This window comes from Actinacidiphila alni, assembly GCF_900112845.1.
GTDB lineage: Bacteria > Actinomycetota > Actinomycetes > Streptomycetales > Streptomycetaceae > Actinacidiphila > Actinacidiphila alni.
In genome coordinates this window covers 251,509-266,844 of record NZ_FONG01000007.1, presented here as the reverse complement: position 1 = coordinate 266,844, position 15,336 = coordinate 251,509, and the positions used below count along the sequence as shown (strand labels likewise).

Here is a 15,336-nt window from a genome sequence, read left to right as displayed (position 1 = left end):
TGTCAGGCGCGGTTGACCCGGCCCGCGATCGCGTGCGCGATCAGCAGGTAGACGACCGCGGGCAGACCGTAGTTGAGCACGGTGCGCCATTTGGCGTTGTCCACCGTGAACAGGTCCTTGGACCAGCCCGCGAGCCAATTCGCCGAGTGATGGACCCAGTTGACGAGGTCGTTCGCGCGGTTGGCGTCGAACACGAAGAAGATGATCCACAGGATCAGGATCAGTGCAGCGATGTCTGCGACGAGGAGGATGATCGCCGCGGCGGGGTTACCGCCATACCGTCTGGCCATGACCCTCGCATTGCCCGAGTCTCCGCGGTGAAACTCCCTTTCGAACCGGCCGGCCGGGACCGGGTGCGGAGTGTCATGTTCTGGCCATTAATGACCGGAAGGCCAGGTCGCGGGGCGAGCGGGCGGCCGAGTGGCGGACGGGCCGCGCCCGGGTGGCGGACGGACCGCGGCCGGGTGAAGCTGCGACAGACCGCAGACCCGTCACCCGGAGGTCCCCGTGCCGACAGGCATCCCGCTGCGCCGCTCGATCGTCGCGCTGCTGCTCGCCGCCGTCTTCTTCACCGTCGCCGCCTGCGGGAACTCCTCGGACGACATGTCCACCAGCGGTGCCTCGCCGACCAGCTCCGCCCAGCGGCAGAAGCTCGCCAAGACCCGTTTCGTGGCCAACGCGGGCCTCGCGGCCGGCGCCACGTACCAGTGGATCGTGAAGCCGTACCGGGCGGGCAAGTTCAAGAAGGGCGCGAACGGGCGGACGTTCGCGCTGGTCAAGGCCGGTCTCGCGGGCGGGTTCGCCTACAACAGGCTGAAGGCCGCGGCCACCAACGCCAAGGGCGACCCGACGCTGAGCAAGGCCGTGGCACCGCTGACCGCGGGCATCGACGCGCTCAAGGACCTGCCGTCCAAGCTGCGCAAGGGCGACTCCACCGACTCCGTCGTGTCCAGCTTCGACGACGTGATCAACAAGGTGAAGCAGGCGGGCAAGGACGCCGGAGCGGACGTCACCGACAAGGTGCCGTCACTGTCCGACATCGGCGGCTAGCCGCTTCCGGCGACCCCGCACGTACCCCGCGCGTACCCCGTACGGCCCATCGGCCCGGCACGGACATCACGACCGCGGCGCGGCACGTAAAGCTCCATGTAAAGCGGCACGCAAAAGCCGCCGTCCCCGTACGGACGAGGACAACGAAACGGCCGGTCCCGGCGCCCGGAGGGAATCCGGGGCCGGGACCGGCCGCTGTGTCGCTGCGGCTCGCCCGATCGGTCAGCCGGCCAGGCGGCCGGCTGGTCAGGTCAGCCGCGCTGGATGCCGCTGCTGTCCTGAAGGACGCCGCGCCGGCCGTCCTGCGTCTGCGCGATCAGCGCGGGGCCGCGCTGGTCGACGGCCAGGTACCAGGTGCCCGGGGTCAGTTCGGCGATCTGCGTGCCCGAGTTGTCCTCCGCGTACAACGGGCGCGGCACCGGAACGGCGAACCAGAAGGCGGTGAAGTCCGAGGACGGGGCCTGCGCGGCGACCGGCTGCGGCGCGGCCTGCTGCGCACCGTACGGCTGCTGGGCCTGCTGGCCGTAGGACGGGTCGACCGACTGCGCGCCGCCCGGGTAGCCGTAACCGGCCTGCGGCGGGCCCGCCGCGTACGGCTGCTGGCCGCCGGGGCCGACACCGTACGGCTGCTGGGCCGGCTTCGGCGCGCCGAGCAGCGGCGCCTTGAGCGCGGGCAGCTTGTTGGACAGCGGCGCCACCACGGCGATGGCGATGCCGAACAGCAGCGTCAGCCAGTTGCCGGCGCCCTTGTCGACACCGTCCGGGTTGTCGAAGAGCGTCGCCCACACCGCGGTCCAGCCCACGAACAGCGAGAGCGCGATGCCCCACTGCTCCAGGGTCAGGCCGAGGATCTGCCGCCCGACGAGCGGACCCGTCCGGGACAGCAGCACCGCCGCGGCGGCCACGAGCGCGGCCAGCGTCACCGAGGGCAGGGTCGGGAACATGTCCGAGTGCCACAGGTTCCGTGAACTCGACGCGCCGTTGAACGCGGACTTGAAGCTGAAGAACGGCAGGAACGAGGCGATCAGCAGCAGCACCGCTGCTCCGATCACCGCGCCGTCTCCTCGGGTCAGGGAGCGGATGTTCACGTCAGGTCCTGTCCTTTGTCAGTTCGGTTCGTTCGGTCGTGCCGTTGTGATGTTGTGCTGGGTGTTGTGCTGCTGTGGTACTCATTCGGGCGGTGCCCCATCGTACGGGTGTGATCATGACCAGACAGCCGGGTATGACCATTGCTGCACGATCCATACCGGACTGCTACAGCCCTGTCACCTCTTCCCTTCGAGGAAGGCGGTGAGGCCGTCGGCGATCCCCTGGGCAGCGTGCTGCCGCCACACCGGGTCCGTCAACGACTTGGCGTCATGCGCATTGCGCATGTTCCCGCATTCGATGAACACCTTCGGCACGGTGGACAGATTGAGCCCGCCGAGGTCGTCGCGGACCGTCAACCCCTTGCCGCCGCCGAGGTAATCCGCGAAATGCTCACCCGTCGCCGAGGCGAAATGCGACCGCAGCGTCGTGGCCAGCACCAGCGAAGGCGCCGCGATCTTCCGGGTGTCGGCAATTCCCGCGTGCACCGACTTCGGCGCGATCACATGGAAACCCGACGCCGACGCGGGCGCGCCGTCCGCGTGGATCGACAGCGCCGCGTCCGCGTGCGCCTGGTTCCCGATCCGGGCCCGCTCGTCCACGCACGGGCCGTACGACCGGTCCCCGTCGTAGGTCAGCTTCACCTTCGCGCCGCGCGCCTGGAGGATCGCCCGCACCCGGTGCGAGACGTCCAGGGTGTACGACGCTTCCGGGTAACCGGCGTTGGTCTCCGTCCCCGTGGTGTCGCACTCCTTGTGCGCCGTGCCGATGTCCACCAGTTTGTTGATCTCCGCCGTGTGCTTGGCGTTGTTGAGATTGTGCCCGGGGTCGAGGACGACGGTCTTTCCCGCCAGCGGCTTCAGGCCCAGCGAACCGGGCGCTTTGATGGTCGGCGGCTTCGGCGTCGTCGAGGGCGGCGGCCTGCGGGTGGTCGCGGTGCTCGTCGGGTCCATCCGCGGGGCCGCGGCCGGCGTGCCGTCCGTCGTCGCGGACGCCGCCTGCACCGCGCTGTCCGGGTCGGAGCCGCCGACTTCGTGGTAGACCAGAGCGCCCGCGAGGCACGCCGGCACCACGACGGCGACGGCGATGATCACGGTGCGGCCCCTGCCGCCCCCGTACGACTCGTTCCTGGACACGCCCGCGACTCTATCGGCACCGCACAGATCCCCGAAGCGGTGCTACGCAGCCGCTACCGGGCCGTTACGGAACGAAGTCGCCGGGCGTCCTGCGCAGCACGTGCAGCGAGCCGGTCGCCGACACCTGCGTGAAGACGCCGGAGGCCAGCGCGCGCCGGTAGATGCGGTACGGCGCCTGCCCGCCCTCGGCCGGGTCGGCGAACACGTCGTGGATCACCAGCAGCCCGCCCACCGCCAGCAGCGGCGCCCACCCCTCGTAGTCGCCGCCCGCGTGCTCGTCGGTGTGCCCGCCGTCCACGAAGACCAGGCCGAGCGGCTGCCGCCACACCTTCGCCACCTGCGGCGACCGGCCCACCACCGCGATCACGTGCTCCTCCAGGCCCGCCTCGTGCAGCGTCCTGCGGAACGTCGGCAGCGTGTCCATCAGCCCGCTCGCCCCGTCCACCACCAGCTCCGGGTCGTGATAGATCCCCCCGCCCCAGTCCCGCTGCTGCTCCTCGCTGCCGCGATGGTGGTCCACGGTCACCGCCACCGTCCCGGCCTCCCGCGCCGCGTCCGCCAGCAGAATCGTGGACCGCCCGCAATACGTCCCCACCTCCAGCAACGGCAGCCCCAACCGCCCCGCCACCTCCCGCGCCGCCCCGTACAGCGCCATCCCCTCGTCCCGCGGCATAAACCCCTTGGCGGCCTCGAACGCCGCGACCACATCCGTCATGACCTCACCTTATGGACCTTACGGCGGGGGTCGGACATCGCCCGGGGCGCCCGGGGCCGTCGGCCTAGGGCCGGCGCAGGGGAGGGGTGTAGGTCGAAATGACGATGCTTGCGTGACGGGGGAGACGGCAGCATGGACGTATGAGCGAACTCCTGGGGCAGCGCGAGGACACGGTACGGCGTACGGGGCGGGCCGCGCCGCCGGCGTGGGCGGTGCTGCTCGCGGTGTGCGCGGGGCAGTTCCTGGTGGTGCTTGACGTGTCCGTGGTGAATGTGGCGCTGCCGTCGATGCGGACGGCGCTGTCGCTGAGCCAGACCGGGCAGCAGTGGGTGGTCAACGCGTACGCGATCACCTTCGCGGGGCTGCTGCTGCTCGGTGGGCGGGCCGCCGACCTCTTCGGGCGCAAGCGGACCTTCCTGACCGGCCTCGGCCTGTTCACCGCGGCGAGCCTGGCGGGCGGCCTCGCCCAGTCGTCGGCGATGCTGATCGGCGCCCGCACCCTCCAGGGCATCGGCGCCGCCGTGCTCGCCCCGACCACCCTGGCGATCCTCACCACGTCCTTCCCGGAGGGCCCCGAGCGGACCCGGGCGATCGGCACCTGGACGGCCGTCGGCGCCGGCGGCGGCGCGGCGGGCGGCCTGGTCGGCGGTCTGCTGACCGACTACCTGTCGTGGCGCTGGGTGCTGCTGGTCAATGTGCCGATCGGCGCGCTCGTCATCGTCGGCGCCGCCCTGTGGCTCACCGAGAGCCGCGGCGGCGCGGGCCGCAAGCTCGACATACCGGGCGCCGTCCTCGTCACCGGCGGCGTCGCCGCCCTCGCGTACGGCATCGCCGAGAGCGAGTCGCACGGCTGGACGTCGGCGACGTCCCTGCTGCCGCTGATCGCGGGCCTGGTGCTGCTGGCGGGCTTCGTCGCCGTCGAGGCGCGCACCGCCCAACCCCTCATGCCGCTGCGGCTGTTCCGCATCCGCTCGGTGTCCGCGGCCAACACCGTACTGCTCGCCGTCGGCGCCGCGACCTTCGCGACCTGGTACTTCCTGTCGCTCTACATGCAGAATGTGCTGCACTACAGCCCGGTCAAGGCCGGCCTGTCCTTTCTGCCGCACACCGTCAGCATCATCGTCGGCTCCAAACTGGCGCCCCGGCTGATGAGTTACGTGGACGCCCGGATCATCGGCGCGACCGGCGGCATCATCTCGGCGGCGGGCCTGGCCTGGCAGAGCCGCCTCACCGTGGACGGCGCCTTCCTCACCTCGATCCTCGGCCCCGGCGTCCTCACCATGTTCGGCGCCGGCCTGATGATGACCCCGATCGCGGCGGCCGCCACCTCGGGCGTCGGCATGGGCGAACAGGGCCTGGTCTCCGGCCTGCTCAACACCTCCCGCCAGCTCGGCGGCGCCCTCGGCCTCACGATCCTCGCGACGGCCGCGGCCGACCGCATCACCTCCCGCACGGAGGCGGGTGCCACCGCCACCCACGCGGCGACCTCCGGCTACTCCCTGGCCTTCCTGCTCGGCGCCGCCTTCCTGGTGGCCGGCACCGCGCTGACGACGCTGCTGCCGAAGCCGACGCCGAAGGCGGTGTCGTGATCCTCGATCGTCCCGCGACGGCGTTGCGGGACGCGTACGGCGCCTTCACCGCCGTCGTCAACGGCCTTGACGAGGACGGGTCCTGGCTGCCCACCGGGTGCACCGGCTGGGCGGTCAGGGATCTGGTCTTCCACTGCCTGGCCGACGCCCAGCGGGGGCTCGTCGCCCTGCACACCCCGGCGTCGGGCCTCGCCGACCGCGACGCGGTCACGTACTGGCAGGACTGGGAGCCGGGCACCGCGGGCGCGGCCAACGGGCGGCGCTGGGTACGGGTGAGCGCCAGCATGTTCCTGGTCTTCGACCAGCTGCGGGAGCTGTACGCGGAGACGGCCGCGGCCGCGGCGACTGCCGCGGAGGCGGCCGACGAGGCTTCTCTCGTCCGTACGCAGGGCCACGTCCTGACCGCCGCCGATCTGGTGACCACGCTCGCCGTCGAGGCGACCGTCCACCACCTGGACCTCACCGTCGCGCTCCCGGACGCGCCGCCCCCGTCGGCCGCCGGCCTGGCCGCCGTACGGGCCACGCTCGACGGACTGCTCGGGCGGCCCGTACCGGTGGCGTGGAGCGACGAGCGGTACGCGCGGGCCGCGACCGGGCGGGCGGCGCTGACGGCCGCCGAGCGGGCGGCGCTGGGGGAGGACGCGGGGCGGTTCCCGCTCTTCGGCTGAGGCGGTGGCCCAGGGGGGGCGGATACGGGCCCGAGCGCGGATACGGCGCCGCCCGGCGGGCGTTGTCAGTGCCGGGTGGCATGCTGCGGAGCCATGGACAGCGAAGACTTCTGGCAGTTGATCGGCGCGGCGCGGGAGCGGGCGGCCGCGGGCCCGGCGGACGGTTCAGCAAGCACTTGTGTCGACGGCGAGGCCGTCGCCGAGGCGGCTGTGGCGCTGCTCGCCGCGCGCCCGCCCGCGGAGATCGTCGCGGCGCAGCAGGCGCTGTGGGACGCGATGGCCGCGTCGTACACCAACCCCCTGTGGGCGGCGGCGTACACGATCAACGGCGGCTGTTCCGACGACGGGTTCGACTACTTCCGCGGCTGGCTGATAGCCCAGGGCCGCGACGTCTTCGAGCGCGTCACCGCCGACCCGGACACGCTCGCCGACCTCCCGGCCGTACGGGCCGCCGCGGCCGAGTGGGAGGAGCTGGACTGCGAAGCGGTGCTCGGCATCGTCTGGAACGCCCATCTGCGGGCGACCGGCGAGCAGTTGCCCGCGAAGTCGTTCACGATCCGCTACCCGGTGCTCGACCCGGACTGGGGCTTCGACTTCGACGACCGGGCCGAAATGGCGCGGCGGCTGCCCCGGCTCACCGCGCTCTACGCCCACCACTACGCGGATCACTGACGGCCGGCGCGCCACAGGTCACGGAGGACGGCGATCTCCGCCATGTGGTGGATGAACTCCAGATTGCCGCCCGCCACGACGCTCACGAAGGGGTCGTAGGCGTCGGAGCCGTACGGATACGTCGAGAAGCCGACCGTGTCGAGCTGTTCCTCGGTGAGGGTGCCGATGCTGTCGCGCCACTGGTCGATCGCCGCCCAGAAACGGTCGAGCGCGAGCGCGGCGTCCGGCGTGAAGTCCACCATCAGCTTGGGGTCCTGCTTCTTCCCGCCGAACGCCCACTCCCAGCCGCCCGCGAAGCCGGTGTGCAGATGGCAGAGCCGCCACGCGATGGTCGTGACCGCCGTACGGTCCGGCTCCGGCTCGCCCTCGTGCGCGAGCACCTCCTCGACCCGGGCCTCGCTCACATTCCAGTCCTCGGCGATCTGCGCGACGCTCATCCCGCTCGCCGCCTGCCGCGCGACCTCCGCGTACTCGCCGCCCGGGATGTCCGCCGCCCCCAGGTCGAGCACCCACTCCCCGGGCCCGTACGCCCGGGGCGTCGTCGCCTCGCCCCGGCGCCGGACCGACCAGCACCCCGCGACCGGCTCCCACAGGTACTCCTCGTCGGTGAGCCCCGTCAGCCGCACCTGGGCCTGTTCCCGCGCCTTGTCGAACTGGTCGAGCAGCACGCTGAGCCGGTCGGTGCGTACGTCGTCGGTCGCCATCGCGGATTCCCCTCGTGGTCAGGCTCTTCGAGCCTTTCGCCGGAAGCTAACGCCTCCCGCTGCGGGGGTGCGAACGGATTTACAGCCAGCCGTTCTGCCGGGCGTGCCGCACGGCCTCCATACGGTTGCGGGTGCCGGTCTTGCCGATCGCCGCCGACAGGTAATTCCGTACGGTCGACTCCGAAAGGAAGACGCGGGCGGCGATGTCCGCGACGGTCGCGCCGTCGGCGGCGGCATTGAGCACGTCCTGCTCGCGCGGCGTCAACGGGCTCGGACCCGCGCTCAGCGCGGCGGCGGCCAGCGCCGGGTCGATCACCCGCTCGCCGCGCAGCACTCGCCGCACCGCGTCCGCCAACTCCTCCACCGGCCCGTCCTTGACCAGAAACCCGGCCGCGCCCGCCTCCATCGCCCGCCGCAGGTACCCCGGCCGCCCGAACGTCGTCAGAATCAGCACCTGGCACTCCGGCAGCACTTTGCGCAGCTCCGCCGCCGCGTCAAGACCGCTGCGTCCGGGCAGTTCGATGTCCAGCAACGCCACGTCCGGCCGCGCCTCCAGCGCCTCCGCCACGATCCGGTCACCCGCCGCCACCTGGGCGACGACCTCCATGTCGTCCTCCAGATTCAGCAGCAGCGCCAGCGCCCCCCGCATCATCCCCTGATCCTCGGCAAGCAGCACACGCGTCGGCGGCACGGCACGCTCGCCACTGGGCTCAGTCATCCCCCCAGCCTAGGGCGTGCGCCGGAGACGGAGCCCGGGCACCGGTCCCGGCTGCCGCGGGCAGGCGCTCAACGGGGCCCGAGCCCCGTTCGCCCGTCGAGGAGCTCGCGGACGATGTCCAAGTGGCCGGCGTGCCGCGCGGTCTCCTCGATCAGATGCAGGACGATCCCGCGCAGATCGGCGAGTTCGTCCCCCAGAGGTTCGTGGTGACGGCCCCGCGGAAGCGCCGCCAACGGGGTGCGCGCGATCACGGCGTCGGAACGCCGGCACTGCTCCTCGTAGAAGGCGAAGACCGCCTCCGGCGCCCGCGGTGTCGTCAGCGGCGCCTGGTCGTCGGGCCACGGCAACGGCTCGGCCGCTCCGGTGACGACCTCCTGGAACCAGTGCCTCTCCGCGTGCCCCAAATGCTCGATGAGCCCGAGGGGTGTCCAGCCGGAAGGCACGACCGGCGTGGTCAGCGCCCGCGCGTCGAGCCCGTCGACAATGGCCAGCACGCTGGCTCGCTGCGCCGCGAGAAACGCCGAGAGGGCCTTCTTCTCCTGGCTGTCCGTGTCCATCCCCGCATGGTGCCAGCCGCCACCGACAAGGCGGCCGTCACGGCAGCCGAGCTCCCTCCGGGAGAAGGTCGGCCCATACGAGCTTGCCCGGGCCCTCCCGCGTCGCCGTCCCCCAACGGCCCGCCGTCAGCGCCTCCACCAGCGCGAGGCCGCGCCCGTCCTCGTCCCACGCCCCCGCCGTCCGCGGCGCCGGCCCCGCCTCGCGCGGATCGTGCACCTCGATCCGCAGACCGCCCTCGGCCAGCCGCAGGAACCGCGTCCCGATGTCCCGCCCGGGCACGCGGCCGTGCCGTACGGCATTCGTCAGCAGCTCCGACAGGACGAGTTGGGCGACGTCGCCCAACTCGTCCAACTCCCACTCGTCCAGGACGTCGACGAGGGCGTGCCGCGCCCTGTGCACGGTCCACGCGGTGGGCGGCCAGAGCTTTACGGGTGCGGCCGCGTCGGCCGCTGCGGGCGGCGGTGCGTCGAGCATGTCGTTGGTCACTCTCCGGAGGCGGATGCGCTGCTTTACGTCAGCAATTTCCTCCAAGCGTGGCATCGGTAACGGTACGGTGGCACCGGGTAGTTGGAATTCTGCTGGCCAAGCTTTGGCGTGAATTCCCGTGCCCGAACAGTGCTTTTCCACGGCGGGTGGAATCTCCCGCTGCGGCGCAGAACGTTTCGCGTACGCGCAGAACGTTCCACGCCGGTGCGCAACATTTCGGGGAGAGGTGAACGGATGACGACAGACAGGGAGTCGGCCAGCCCGGCTCTTTGCCGCCTCCAACTGGGGAGCGAGCTGCGCCAACTCCGCCTGACAGCGGGGCTCAAGGGCGCCCAGGTGGTGAAGAAGCTGCTCTGGAGCCCGTCCAAGCTCACCCGCCTTGAGACCGGGGAGAACACGACCGTCGAGCCGACCGACGTCATGGCGCTGTGCGAGATCTACGGCGCTGACCCCGAACGCCGCGCCGTTCTGCTCAGCTACGCGAAGGTCACCAAGACCAACCGGGACTGGTGGCTGACAGCCGAGTACCGCTCGGTTCTGAAGCCCGGCTTCAAGGCGTTCCTCGATCTGGAGGCTGCCGCCGAGACGACGCAGCTGTGTCAAGTCGGCTTCGTGCCGGGGTTGTTGCAGACCGAGGATTACATTCGTGAGATCCATCGACGTTCGGATCTGGAGTTCACGGCGGATGAAATCAATCGGGTGGTGGACATCCGGATCACGCGCCAAGAAGTCCTCGTTCGGGAGGAGTCGCCGCTGCGCTACGTGTCGGTCGTCGACGAGGCCGTATTGCGCCGCGTGGTAGGAACACCACAGATCATGCGCGATCAGCTCGCCCACATCGTGGAGACGGTGGAGTCGCGCCCGAACGTGAAGGTGCAGGTCATGCCGTTCGCAGCGGGCGCCAGCCGCGTGATGAACGGGCCGTTCTGCATCTTTCGCTTCCCGGAACGACTGGGACTCAAGCCGCTGGTCCACATCGAGCATCTCGCCGACACCTGGGTCAAGCGGGACGACGCAGACGTCAAGCGGTTTGCGAACGCCTTCACCGACCTGCAAGCCGAGGCGCTGGGACCGGACGAGTCCCTCCGCGTGATCAAGGAAGCGATCAAGGAGCATTGATGGCAACGAGCGCCGAGTCTGACCTCATCCCCTGTACGGATGGGGGCGCGTCTGGCCACGGCAACGGCCGGGGCGGTGCCTGCGTAGGAGACACAGGCCCGACCGTCGACTGGTTCAAGTCGACCTACAGCGACAACACGGGCGGGGACTGCGTCGAAGGTGCCCGCCTCCCCGGCGGCGGGGCGATGGCCGTCCGTGACTCCAAGGACCCCCAGGGCCCCGCCCTGGTCTTCCCGGCGGCAGCCTGGAAAGCCTTCACCGGGGCCGTCCGGGACGGCGAATTCCCCCTGGTCTGACCGGGGTCAGGCGGTGGGACGGGGGCCGAGGATCGGGAGGAGGCGGTGGGCCGGTTCGCCGGATTGCCACAGCCGCTTGTGGCGGGCGCCGTCGGACATGTGCAGCGTCAGGCCGCATGTGATGCGGCCCTGCCGTCACACCTCGTACAGGGCGTCGAATTGGGCGACGGCGGCCAGCCCGGGAATTCGGCCCGGCCCGTGCCGTCGTCACCGAGGACGGCGACGACGGCGACGACGGCACGGGCCGGAGGGCTACTCGGCCTCGTCCGGTGACGTCACCTCGGCGTGGGAGTTGTCCGGGGTCGCGTCCATCGTCCGTCCGGGCCGGGGCCCGCGCGGGAGACCGGACGGCGAAGTGTCCGATATCGGGGCGGGGAATGGCTCGTACCGGTCGGGCAATTGGATACGTACTCCGGGGTTCACGAACCCCGGAGTACGTATCCCGGGGACGAAGGAATTCCGCTTCCCGGTTTATCGAGACGCTTGACGCGGATTGTCGGACGGCCGGAGAATTCCCTTCTCCTGGCAGTGGCCGGACACATGGGCGGCCCGGTCCCCCGTCTTCCCCGTATCGGCGGCGGACCGGGCTCCGCCCTGTTCACAGGCGTACGCCGGGCTCACCCCACCTCCGTGACGGCCGTACGCCGGCGGTGCGGGCGCGCGTACTCCGACGGGTATACCCGAAAGGGCAGAGCCCGCGATCAGGTGGTCCGGATTCCACTTCCCATTCACGAAAAAACTTGACGGGCATCACCGCGTGGCCACAGAATCCACATCGCTCATTGGGGAGTTGGGGTCGGGCAGGGGTGGGGGCGGGCGTGAAGAGTCGTGCTGTTCGGGGAGTGCGGAGACTCGCGTGGCGGGGGGCCGCCGTGGGTGCGGTCGCGGCCGTGCTGTGGGCAGGGCTGACGCCGCTCGGCGCGCAGGCCGACAGCGGGACCGCGCCGCGGCAACAGACCGAGGCCGAGCGGGCGTTGGACCGGGCGAAGGCGTCCGGTGCCCCGGTGGAGGTCGTGGGGGAGCGGACCGAGACCACCACGACGTACGCGAATCCGGACGGCGTGACGATGCGGCTCGACGAGTCGACCGTGCCGGTGCGGGTGGCGGCGGCGGACGGCTCGTGGGTGACCCCCGACGCGACACTGGCGCGGCGGGCGGACGGGACGGTGGCGCCCAGGGCCGCCGCCGTGGACCTGGCCTTCTCCGGTGGCGGGAAGACCCCGCTGGTGACGATCGGCCGCAACGGCCGCACCATGACGTTCAGTTGGCCCGGCACCCTGCCGGCGCCGACGCTCGACGGCGACAGCGCCGTGTACGCGGACGTGCTGCCCGACGTGGACCTGCGGATGACGGCCACGACCCAGGGCTACCGCGAGGTGCTGGTGGTGAGGACGCCCAAGGCGGCGGCCGACCCGCGGCTGAAGCGGATCGCGTTCGGGCTGCGGACCTCCGGCCTCGACGTCGGCCGCACCGCGGACGGCGGCTTCGCCGCGATCGGCCCGGACGGGCAGCAACTGTTCACCTCCCCGGCCGCCCAGATGTGGGACTCGCACGGCACCGGAGCCGAGGCCGCGAAAAACGCGAAGAACGCGAAGGCCGCGACCGGAGCGGCGAAGGCGACACCCGGCACCAAGGCGACGCCCGGCGTGCAGCCCCAGGCCACCCCGGCGGACAGCGAAGACGGCACCGACGGCCCCGCCCCCGGCGCCACCTCCGCCACCACCCCGCTCGACCTGACGGCCTCCGCCGTCACCGTCGTCCCCGACCCCCACCTGCTGGCGTCCACCGACACCGCCGCGTATCCGCTGTACATCGACCCCGACGTGTCGCTCGCCTCCGGCTCGCCCGAGCGCACCCTGCTGCGCAGCGACGGGTACAAGAGCTACGGCTGGGCCAACGGCACGAACGGCGAAGGCGACGGCCACTGCGGCACCTGGGACGGCTACTACTGCGGCCCCGGCTACACCCAGCGGCTGTACTTCCAGTTCACCCCGGGCGCCCTCAAGGGCAAGAAGGTGCTGAAGGCGACCTTCCGGGTGACCTCGCCCTGGGCCTTCCAGTGCGCCGCGCGCTGGACCGACCTGGAGCGCACGAACAACTTCTCCTCGTCCACCACCTGGTCCTCCCGCCCCGCGGAACTCGACCTGATGGTCGACCGCTCCTTCTCGGCCGGCCGCGGCTCTTCCTGCGACCCGAACTCGCCCGCCGCGCCCATCGAGTTCGCCGACAACCCGGACGAGACGAACGAGAACCTCACCCCCACCGTGGCGAATTTCGCGGCGGGCAAATTCGCGAAACTCACCCTGGAGCTGCGGGCGCACGACGAGTCCGACACCTCGGCGTGGAAGCGGTTCAAGAACGACGCGACACTGTCGGTGAACTACGTCGCCAACCCGGCGCTGCCGACCAAGATCGGCCTGGTCACCGGTAGCGGCACGGTCTGCTCGACCAAGAGCGCCGACCCGTCGGTGATCTCCGACCCGACCCCCGCGCTGTCGTCGGTGCCGCAGACCGCGGCCGGCGGTGAGTCGGGCGCTCGGCTGCGCTCGGTGTTCAGCATGGACAAGTACACGGCGTCCACCGCCACGTGGTCCAGCGCCTTCGCCGACATCGTCCGGCCCACCAGCGGCTTCGTCGGTGACAATGTCTCGCCCGGCGTCGCCACCGCCCCGACGCTGACCGACGGCACGCTGTACCGCTACCGCACCTGGACCCGTTCCTACTACGACAACCAGACCAGTTATCTGTCCGGGCCCTCCAACGGCTCGACCACCGGCTGGTGTTACTTCAAGGTCGACTCCACCGCCCCCAAGGCGCCGTCGATCGCCTTCACCAGCACGTACAGCGAGTGCCTGCCCAACTCCTGCCTGGCCGCGGGCGGTCCGGGGGTGGCGGGCACCCTCACCTTCGGCCCGGCGTCCGGCGACAGCAATGTCGCGTACGAGTACAAGCTGTCGTCCGGCGACGCCTGGATCGCCCTGCCGAACGGGCAGACCAGCGTGACCGTCAAACCGCCCGCGGCCGGCACGTACCACCTGGACGTACGGGCCAAGGACGTCGTCGGCCGCTGGGGCGCGGAGACCGTCAAGGACTTCCTCGTCGCGGCCGGCGCCGGTCCCGTCGCGCAGTGGAACTTCGACGAGAGCAGCGGCCAGGCGATCGACACCTCCACCACCGTGGCGGCGCAGCAGCACAACGCGACGCTCTCGACCGGTGCGACCCGCGACGACAACGGCCGCCGCGGCGACCTGCCGGACGGCAACGGCGGCACCACCCCCGACAAGGGCCTGCGCCTGGACGGGACGTCGGGTTACGCCTCGACGGCGGGACCGGTGCTGGAGACCCGGTCGGCGTACACCGTCTCCGCGTGGGTGAAGCTCGACACCCTCACGCCGAACGCGATCGTGCTCTCCCAGGACGGCGTCACGTACAGCCCGTTCATCCTCGGCTACGACCACGGCCTCGGCACCTGGTTCTTCGGTGTGAAGCAGCAGGACGCGAACACCGGCACCGCGTACTACGGCGTCGCCTCCGACACACCCGCCAAGACCGGCATCTGGACGCAACTGGTGGGCAGTTACGACCCGTCGACCCAGCAGAGCACCCTCTACGTCAACGGCGTCTCGCAGGGCTCGGCCACCGTCACCGGCTCCTGGTCCGCGACCGGCCCCTTCCAGATCGGCCGCTACAAGTGGGGGACGTACCAGTACAACTTCCCCGGCAGCATCGACGAGGTCAAGGTCTGGCAGCGGGCCCTGACCCCGCAGGAGGCGTCCGACGAGGCACGCCTGCTGAACTCCGACGGCAAGGCACAGGTCGAACTCACCGCCGCCTGGGACCCGTCCGGCGCCACGGGCAGCACCCTGACCGACACCGCCTCCGGCTACGGCCGCACCCTGACCACCTCCGGCGGCGCCACGCTCGACGGCACGTCACTCGTGCTGAACGGTACCGACGGCGCCGCCGGCACCCCGGGGCCGGTGATCGACGACACCGGCTCCTTCACCGTCACCACCGAGGTGTCCCTGGACTCCGGCACCCTGGCGGCCGAACCCGTCGGTTCCACTGTCCAGGTGACAGGCCAGCGCACTGCCGACGGCTCGTCGTGGGGGCTCTGGTACCAACTGACCGGCACCGATACGGATCCCGAGACCGACAGCACCGTGCCGGTGGGCTTCTGGCACTTCGGGCGACTCAACGCCGACGGCACCTTCACCGGCGTGACGTCCGACGAACCGGCCGCCGCCGGTACCCCCGTACGTCTCACGGGAATCTTCGACGCGCAGGACGGGACGGTCCGGCTCTTCGTCGGGGACAACCAGAACGGCACTGATCAGGAGTACGCCGCGGCGGCCGGATCGGGCGACTTCGCTGTGGGGCGCGGGCCGTCCGGCACCGGCTGGGGCCACTACCTGCCCGGCAGCATCACCGACCTGCGGATCTGGGCCGGCGCGATGACCGACCAGCAGCAGATCGTCGACACGGTCGGCGACTGAGCTGCCCGCACCAGCAGTCGGTTACCCCCGGCCCAGAACCACC

General features: G+C 71.3%; 15 protein-coding genes. 7 read left to right on the top strand and 8 right to left on the bottom strand.

All coding sequences use genetic code 11. The annotated features are described in order from the left end of the window. Window positions 1-2: 2 nt before the first annotated feature. Window positions 3-290, bottom strand: coding sequence for a hypothetical protein (locus tag BM076_RS14320; RefSeq protein ID WP_093713873.1), 288 nt, complete (start codon window positions 288-290; stop codon window positions 3-5). Window positions 291-507: 217 nt separating this feature from the next. Here BM076_RS14320 and BM076_RS14315 point away from each other — a divergent pair, with 217 nt between their 5' ends. Then, on the top strand, window positions 508-1,050 hold the full coding sequence (locus tag BM076_RS14315; protein ID WP_093713872.1) for a hypothetical protein: 543 nt from the start codon (window positions 508-510) through the stop codon (window positions 1,048-1,050). A gap of 251 nt (window positions 1,051-1,301) precedes the next feature. Here the strand turns inward: BM076_RS14315 and BM076_RS14310 are convergent, their stop codons facing one another. The 3 genes from BM076_RS14310 to BM076_RS14300 all read right to left on the bottom strand — a co-directional run bounded on the left by BM076_RS14310 (window position 1,302) and on the right by BM076_RS14300 (window position 3,987). Further along, a complete protein-coding gene (locus BM076_RS14310; protein ID WP_093713871.1) occupies window positions 1,302-2,138 on the bottom strand; it encodes a hypothetical protein in 837 nt (278 codons plus the stop codon). A 177-nt stretch (window positions 2,139-2,315) separates the two neighbouring features. Beyond that, complete coding sequence (locus BM076_RS14305) at window positions 2,316-3,272, bottom strand: N-acetylmuramoyl-L-alanine amidase (protein ID WP_093713870.1); 957 nt, start codon at window positions 3,270-3,272, stop codon at window positions 2,316-2,318. A 64-nt stretch (window positions 3,273-3,336) separates the two neighbouring features. Continuing rightward, window positions 3,337-3,987: a class I SAM-dependent methyltransferase gene (locus BM076_RS14300; RefSeq protein ID WP_093713869.1), complete on the bottom strand. Its 651-nt coding sequence runs from the start codon at window positions 3,985-3,987 to the stop codon at window positions 3,337-3,339. A gap of 140 nt (window positions 3,988-4,127) precedes the next feature. Here BM076_RS14300 and BM076_RS14295 point away from each other — a divergent pair, with 140 nt between their 5' ends. From BM076_RS14295 to BM076_RS14285, 3 genes are all read left to right on the top strand, one after another. Then, window positions 4,128-5,576 (top strand): MFS transporter, encoded by a 1,449-nt coding sequence (locus BM076_RS14295; protein WP_093713868.1) that lies wholly within the window; start codon window positions 4,128-4,130, stop codon window positions 5,574-5,576. Beyond that, complete coding sequence (locus BM076_RS14290) at window positions 5,573-6,244, top strand: maleylpyruvate isomerase N-terminal domain-containing protein (RefSeq protein ID WP_245796049.1); 672 nt, start codon at window positions 5,573-5,575, stop codon at window positions 6,242-6,244. The genes BM076_RS14295 and BM076_RS14290 overlap by 4 nt, the downstream gene beginning before the upstream one ends. Window positions 6,245-6,337: 93 nt before the next feature. Continuing rightward, on the top strand, window positions 6,338-6,916 hold the full coding sequence (locus BM076_RS14285) for a DUF4240 domain-containing protein (RefSeq protein WP_093713867.1): 579 nt from the start codon (window positions 6,338-6,340) through the stop codon (window positions 6,914-6,916). Here BM076_RS14285 and BM076_RS14280 read toward each other — a convergent pair. The 4 genes from BM076_RS14280 to BM076_RS14265 form a co-directional block, all read right to left on the bottom strand. Next, window positions 6,910-7,620: a DinB family protein gene (locus BM076_RS14280; RefSeq protein ID WP_093713866.1), complete on the bottom strand. Its 711-nt coding sequence runs from the start codon at window positions 7,618-7,620 to the stop codon at window positions 6,910-6,912. The two genes, BM076_RS14285 and BM076_RS14280, sit on opposite strands and share 7 nt — an antisense overlap. Window positions 7,621-7,699: 79 nt before the next feature. Next, the gene (locus BM076_RS14275) at window positions 7,700-8,338 is read right to left on the bottom strand and encodes a response regulator transcription factor (RefSeq protein WP_093713865.1); all 639 of its coding nucleotides are present in this window, start codon (window positions 8,336-8,338) and stop codon (window positions 7,700-7,702) included. Window positions 8,339-8,406: 68 nt separating this feature from the next. Beyond that, window positions 8,407-8,895: a DinB family protein gene (locus BM076_RS14270; protein ID WP_093713864.1), complete on the bottom strand. Its 489-nt coding sequence runs from the start codon at window positions 8,893-8,895 to the stop codon at window positions 8,407-8,409. 37 nt (window positions 8,896-8,932) lie between these two features. Next, on the bottom strand, window positions 8,933-9,382 hold the full coding sequence (locus tag BM076_RS14265) for an ATP-binding protein (RefSeq protein ID WP_245796048.1): 450 nt from the start codon (window positions 9,380-9,382) through the stop codon (window positions 8,933-8,935). A gap of 234 nt (window positions 9,383-9,616) precedes the next feature. Here BM076_RS14265 and BM076_RS14260 point away from each other — a divergent pair, with 234 nt between their 5' ends. The 3 genes from BM076_RS14260 to BM076_RS14250 all read left to right on the top strand — a co-directional run bounded on the left by BM076_RS14260 (window position 9,617) and on the right by BM076_RS14250 (window position 15,293). Continuing rightward, window positions 9,617-10,501 (top strand): helix-turn-helix domain-containing protein, encoded by an 885-nt coding sequence (locus tag BM076_RS14260; protein ID WP_093713863.1) that lies wholly within the window; start codon window positions 9,617-9,619, stop codon window positions 10,499-10,501. Beyond that, window positions 10,501-10,797 (top strand): DUF397 domain-containing protein, encoded by a 297-nt coding sequence (locus BM076_RS14255; RefSeq protein ID WP_093713862.1) that lies wholly within the window; start codon window positions 10,501-10,503, stop codon window positions 10,795-10,797. The genes BM076_RS14260 and BM076_RS14255 overlap by 1 nt, the downstream gene beginning before the upstream one ends. Window positions 10,798-11,669: 872 nt before the next feature. Continuing rightward, the gene (locus tag BM076_RS14250) at window positions 11,670-15,293 is read left to right on the top strand and encodes a LamG-like jellyroll fold domain-containing protein (RefSeq protein WP_245796047.1); all 3,624 of its coding nucleotides are present in this window, start codon (window positions 11,670-11,672) and stop codon (window positions 15,291-15,293) included. Window positions 15,294-15,336: the final 43 nt, after the last annotated feature.